Below are 677 nucleotides of genomic sequence, written 5' to 3'. Positions count from 1 at the left end.
TTCTATACTAAAAGTATCTCTGGCCAGAAAATAATTGCACTTTATTCGCCGTATTGGTCTGGCGTGGCAACCTCAACAGCCAGTTTTTTCAAAGAATCTAGCTTGCCGTTTCCCTATTACAAAACGGAATTCCCGCAGGTTAACGAGCACAGCTTTCTAGAGCGTTTGAGTGAACTATTAGCTGAATCTTCAGAACTGAAAACCGTGATAATGAGCGGTGGTACAATGTTGCAGATGCAGTTAGCTAAAATGCTCAAGCAGAAAAATAAATCGATAAAAATATTCTTTGGCTGGCACGGTTCTCCTGCTCAATGGGTAGACTCTGCACAATATAAAACCTTTGATGATTGGCTTAGTTTATATAAGGAAAATACTATTAATGGTGTGGTTTCCTTTAAACCTCAATTGTCAAATACGCTTGAACAATTTGATATAAAATCGTATTCAGTAAGTAATTATATTATTGAACCATCGGTTTTAAATACGCTGTCAGCGCCAACAAAGGAACATTACACCATTGGATTGTTTGCCGCTATGTTCAGTTGGTATAAAAATCCATTTCCTCAGCTGTTAGCTATAGGTTCGATACCAGGTTGCGAGTTGGTTACAAATTTAACACTTGATCAAGATATCAAATGGGTCACTGATCAGATAAAACTGATCGAATTGAATGGTAA

Annotated in this window: 1 pseudogene; it reads left to right on the top strand. The window is 37.4% G+C overall.

From position 1 onward, the window contains the following. A pseudogene (locus tag NNN71_RS24870) lies at positions 1–677 on the top strand (glycosyltransferase); the annotation flags it as partial.

The organism is Kluyvera sp. Awk 3 (assembly GCF_028069715.1).
Classification (GTDB): Bacteria; Pseudomonadota; Gammaproteobacteria; order Enterobacterales; family Enterobacteriaceae; genus Kluyvera; species Kluyvera georgiana_A.
Note: the sequence above shows the minus strand (reverse complement) of the source record. Positions and strands in the feature narration are given on the sequence as shown.